Source organism: Klebsiella sp. EMBS2024 (assembly GCF_036233805.1).
In the GTDB taxonomy this organism is placed as follows: Bacteria; Pseudomonadota; Gammaproteobacteria; order Enterobacterales; family Enterobacteriaceae; genus Klebsiella; species Klebsiella pneumoniae.
Genome location: NZ_JAZARW010000001.1, coordinates 2,890,134 through 2,895,320, shown reverse-complemented (window position 1 = coordinate 2,895,320; position 5,187 = coordinate 2,890,134). Strand labels below are relative to the sequence as shown.

At 61.6% G+C, this 5,187-nt stretch carries 4 protein-coding genes; all 4 read left to right on the top strand.

Annotated features, from left to right (window positions below):
• The first annotated feature begins 625 nt into the window (after positions 1-625).
• Entirely contained in the window at positions 626-1,678 is a 1,053-nt protein-coding gene (gene apbE, locus VZP09_RS13310) for an FAD:protein FMN transferase ApbE (protein ID WP_048337181.1), read from the top strand.
• A 73-nt stretch (positions 1,679-1,751) separates the two neighbouring features.
• Positions 1,752-2,816 (top strand): bifunctional DNA-binding transcriptional regulator/O6-methylguanine-DNA methyltransferase Ada, encoded by a 1,065-nt coding sequence (ada, locus tag VZP09_RS13305; RefSeq protein ID WP_328795206.1) that lies wholly within the window; start codon positions 1,752-1,754, stop codon positions 2,814-2,816.
• A complete protein-coding gene (alkB, locus tag VZP09_RS13300) occupies positions 2,816-3,469 on the top strand; it encodes a DNA oxidative demethylase AlkB (protein ID WP_040239781.1) in 654 nt (217 codons plus the stop codon). Before ada ends, alkB begins: the two co-directional genes overlap by 1 nt.
• A 74-nt stretch (positions 3,470-3,543) precedes the next feature.
• Positions 3,544-5,187, top strand: a complete 1,644-nt coding sequence (locus VZP09_RS13295; RefSeq protein WP_004184919.1) for a multidrug ABC transporter permease/ATP-binding protein — start codon at positions 3,544-3,546, stop codon at positions 5,185-5,187.

The following is a 5,187-nucleotide window of genomic DNA, read 5'->3' as shown; positions in this document are numbered from 1 at the left end:
AAACAGAACGGCGACGGCTTCGGCACCTCTCTGACCTACGATATTTGGGATGGCATCAGCGCTGGTTTCGCGTACTCTCACTCCAAACGTACCGACGAGCAGAATAGTGTTCCGGCACTGGGTCGTGGCGACAACGCTGAAACCTACACCGGCGGTCTGAAATACGACGCGAACAACATCTACCTGGCCACTCAGTACACCCAGACCTACAACGCGACCCGCGCCGGTTCCCTGGGCTTTGCAAACAAAGCGCAGAACTTCGAAGTGGTTGCTCAGTACCAGTTCGACTTCGGTCTGCGTCCGTCTGTGGCTTACCTGCAGTCTAAAGGTAAGGATCTGGNNNGCTACGGCGACCAGGACATCCTGAAGTATGTTGACGTTGGCGCGACCTACTACTTCAACAAAAACATGTCCACCTATGTTGACTACAAAATCAACCTGCTGGATGAAAACGACTTCACTCGTAAAGCCGGTATCTCTACCGACGACGTGGTTGCACTGGGCCTGGTTTACCAGTTCTAAGTTGCAAGATGCATAACAAAAAGGCGCCTCTGGCGCCTTTTTTTATGTCCGGTTTAACCTCGCTGGTATACTCTTGTCGCCCTGGTAAGAGGAGCCTCGATTAATGGATATGACTTTCTTTCGCGCCGCGCTGCTGGGCGCCTGCGTTCTGCTCTCTGGCTGCGATTCAGCTACCACTCCTGCGACCCCCACCGCGACGGCCACCGTGCTGGATGGCAAAACGATGGGCACCTTCTGGCGGGTCAGCGTCATTGGCGTGGATGAGGCAAAGGCCCAGGCGTTGCGCGCCAAGGTTCAGGCCCAGCTGGACGCCGACGATCGCCTGCTGTCGACCTGGAAAAACGACTCAGCGCTGATGCGCTTCAATCATGCCGCCACTACCGAACCCTGGCCGGTGAGCGAAGCGATGGCGGATATCGTCACCCTGTCGCTGCGGATTGGCGCCAAAACGCACGGCGCGATGGATATTACCGTGGGGCCGCTGGTCAACCTGTGGGGCTTTGGCCCGGATAAACAGCCGGTCACCACCCCGGATGCGCAGGCGATCGCCGCGGCGAAAGCGCGCACCGGCCTGCAGCATCTACAGGTTATCAATCAGAGCGGCAGGCAGTTCCTGCAAAAAGATATTCCCGATCTGTTTGTCGACCTCTCCACCGTGGGGGAAGGCTATGCCGCCGACCACCTCGCGCGGTTGATGGAGCAGGAGGGGATCTCCCGCTATCTGGTGTCGGTGGGCGGGGCGCTGGTCAGCCGCGGGATGAACGGCGAAGGCAAGCCCTGGCGGGTAGCGATCCAGAAGCCGACCGACCGCGAAAACGCCGTTCAGGCGATTGTCGACATCAATGGTCACGGCATCAGCACCTCCGGCAGCTATCGCAACTACTATGAACTCGATGGCAAACGCATCTCGCACGTTATCGATCCGCAGACCGGGCAGCCGATAACCCATAAGCTGGTCTCCGTGACCGTCATTGCGCCAACGGCGCTGGAGGCGGACGGCTGGGATACCGGACTGATGGTGCTGGGGCCGGAAAAAGCGCAGCAGGTGGTGCGCGAGGAGGGGCTGGCGGTCTACATGATCGTTAAAGATGGAGAGGATTTTAAAACCTGGATGTCGCCGCAGTTCCGCACTTTCCTTGTCGGCGAGAAAAATTAAAAAGCAAGATTGCGGGTTTTTTACTGCGGGCTTTACCACAGACTGAGGGTACACTTACAGCTGGAGACCCGTCATGAAACCGATAGTTGCCGATACCGATGATCGCCGCTGGCAGGCGGTCTGCGAACGTGATACCCGGGCCGATGGTCAGTTCGTCTTTGCGGTACTGACCACCGGCATCTGCTGTCGTCCCTCCTGCCGCTCGCGGCGCGCGCGGCGGGAAAACGTACGCTTTTTTGCCGACGTCGCCGCCGCCGTGGCGGCGGGATTCCGCCCCTGCAAACGCTGCCAACCGGATAAAGACTACCCGCAGCAGCAAAGGGTCGACAAAGTGGCGCAGGCCTGTCGGCTGCTGGAGCAGGACGCGCCCCTGACCCTCGAGGCGCTGGCAGGCCAGCTGGCGATGAGCCCGTTTCATTTCCACCGTTTATTTAAATCCGTCACCGGCATGACCCCTAAAGCCTGGCAACAAGCGTGGCGGGCGCAGCGCCTGCGGGAAGCGCTGGAGCAGGGGATACCGGTGACCCGCGCCGCGCTGGCGGCTGGTTTTCCCGACAGCAGCAGCTATTATCGCCAGGCCGACGCAGCGTTAGGGATGACCGCCAGCCGGTTTCGCCGCGGCGGCGCCGCCACCGTGGTAACCTGGACCACGGGCGACTGCGCGCTGGGTCGTTGCCTGGTGGCGCAGAGCGAGCGCGGCGTCTGCGCGGTGCTGCCGGGTGATAACGATGCGGCATTGCTCGACGACCTGCGCCGGCGCTTTCCCAATGCCGAGCTGCGTGAAGGCGACCCCGATTTTTGTCAGCAGATGGCCGAGATTTTCGCCCACCTCGACGACAGCCGGCGGCCGGTATCGCTGCCGCTGGATCTGCAGGGCACTGCGTTTCAGCTGCAGGTCTNGCAGGCGCTGCGGCAGATCCCGGTGGGCGAGACCCGCAGCTACCGCCAGGTGGCAGAGCATATTGGCCAGCCGCGGGCGGTAAGAGCCGTGGCCGGCGCCTGCGCGGCGAATTCGCTGGCGGTGATTGTTCCCTGCCATCGGGTGGTGCGTGAAGATGGCGCCCTGTCCGGTTATCGCTGGGGAACGGCGCGAAAAGCGCAGCTGCTGGCGCGCGAGGCCCAACATGAGGAGGAGTAATGCTCGATCTGTTTAGCGATACCCCACCGTGGCAGGAGCCGCTGGCCCCCGGCGCGGTGGTGCTGCGGCGATTTGCCCGCGAACGCGCCCCGGCGCTGCTGCAGGCGATAGCCGACGTCGCCAGTCAGTCGCCGTTTCGCCAGATGGTCACGCCGGGCGGGTACACCATGTCGGTCGCCATGACCAACTGCGGCGCGCTGGGCTGGACTACCGATCGCCAGGGCTATTTGTACGCCCCGGTCGACCCGGTAACCGATCAAACCTGGCCGCCGATGCCTGCCGTATTTCATGAACTGGCGCTGGCGGCGGCCGCCGCCGGCGGCTATCCGGGGTTTTCCCCCGACGCCTGTTTGATTAACCGCTATTGTCCTGGCGCAAAACTGTCGTTGCATCAGGATAAAGATGAACAGGATCTGCGGGCGCCGATTGTCTCGGTCTCGCTGGGCTTGCCGGCCATCTTTCAGTTTGGCGGCTTGCAACGCAGCGACCCGCTGCAGCGGCTGCTGCTGGAGCATGGCGATGTGGTGGTCTGGGGCGGCGAGTCGCGCCTGTTTTATCATGGCATTCAGCCGCTAAAAGCGGGGCATCATCCGGAAACGGGCGACTGTCGTTACAATCTCACCTTCCGACAGGCGGGCGGTCGCCAGTATTAAAATAAGAATTATTCTTGATGTCATCGGCGAGCCGTTTAAACTGCTGGCTGTTTTGCTTTTGCGGATAGCCTGTTATGGAACTTCTCTCTCTCGTCTGGCGCCAGTACCGCTGGCCGTTTCTGGGCGTTATTGCTCTCAGCCTGCTCAGCGCCGCGCTGGGTATCGGCTTAATCGCTTTCATTAACCTGCGTCTGATTACCGCTGTCGATACCTCGCTGCGGGTCCTGCCGGAGTTTCTTGGTCTGCTGGGGCTGCTGATGGCGGTGACCCTGGGTTCGCAGCTGGCGCTAACCACCCTCGGCCACCATTTTGTCTATCGTCTGCGCGGTGAGTTTGTTAAACGCATCCTCGATACCCAGATTGAACAAGTAGAGAAGATCGGCAGCGCGTCGCTGCTTGCCGGGCTGACCAGCGATATCCGCAATATCACCATCGCCTTTGTGCGCCTGCCGGAGCTGGTGCAGGGGATCATTCTCACCTTCGGCTCCGCGGCCTACCTCGCCTGGCTGTCAGGAAAAATGATGCTGGTGACGGCGCTGTGGATGGCGCTCACCATCTGGGGCGGCTTTGTGCTGGTCTCGCGGGTGTACAAACATATGGCCAGCCTGCGCGAAACGGAAGATAAACTGTATCACGACTATCAGACGGTGCTGGAGGGGCGTAAAGAGCTGACCCTCAACCGCGAGCGCGCGGAGTATGTGTTTAACCAGCTCTACCTCCCGGACGCCCGGGAGTACCGGCACCATATCGTTCGCGCCGATACCTTCCACCTCAGCGCGGTCAACTGGTCGAATATTATGATGCTTGGCGCCATCGGGCTGGTGTTCTGGATGGCCAACAGCCTCGGCTGGGCCGATACCGCCGTGGCGGCGACCTATTCCCTGACGCTGCTGTTTCTGCGCACGCCGCTGCTCTCCGCCGTCGGCGCGCTGCCCACGCTGCTCAGCGCCCAGGTGGCGTTTAACAAGCTGCGTCAGTTCTCCCTCGCCCCGTACCGGGCCGACTTTCCCCGGCCGCAGGCGCATCCTGACTGGCAGACGCTGGAGCTGCGCGATGTCACCTTCCATTATCCGGACCAGCGCTTTGCGGTAGGGCCGCTTAATCTGACGCTGAAGCGCGGCGAGCTGGTGTTTCTGATAGGCGGCAACGGTAGCGGCAAGTCAACGCTGGCGATGCTCCTGACCGGCCTGTACCAGCCAATATCCGGTCAGATCCTCGTCGACGGCCAGCCGCTGGCGGCGGAGAGGCCAGAGGAGTACCGCAAACTGTTTTCCGCAGTGTTTACCGACGTCTGGCTGTTTGACCGCCTGCTCGGGCCGCAGGGCGAGGAGGCCGATCCGGCGCTGGTGGCGACATGGCTGGAGCGTCTGCAAATGGCCCACAAGCTGCAGCTGGAGAACGGAAAAATCGCCGACCTGCGGCTGTCGAAAGGGCAGAAGAAGCGCGTGGCGCTCCTGCTGGCGCTGGCCGAGTCCCGGGACATCATTCTGCTGGATGAATGGGCGGCGGATCAGGATCCGCATTTCCGCCGCGAGTTTTACCAGGTCCTGCTGCCGCTGATGCAGCAGATGGGCAAAACCGTGTTCGCCATCAGCCATGACGATCACTACTTCCAGCACGCCGATCGTCTGCTGGAGATGCGCGCTGGCCAGCTCGCCGAACTTACCGGCGAAGAGCGGGAACAGGCTTCCCGCGATGCGGTGGCCCGTACGGCCTGA

Bases quoted from the DNA above. Each gene is read 5' to 3' on its own strand.
- apbE (WP_048337181.1), top strand. From the start codon at position 626: ATGGATATGACTTTCTTTCGCGCCGCGCTGCTGGGCGCCTGCGTTCTG.
- VZP09_RS13295 (WP_004184919.1), top strand. From the start codon at position 3,544: ATGGAACTTCTCTCTCTCGTCTGGCGCCAGTACCGCTGGCCGTTTCTG.
- alkB (WP_040239781.1), top strand. From the start codon at position 2,816: ATGCTCGATCTGTTTAGCGATACCCCACCGTGGCAGGAGCCGCTGGCC.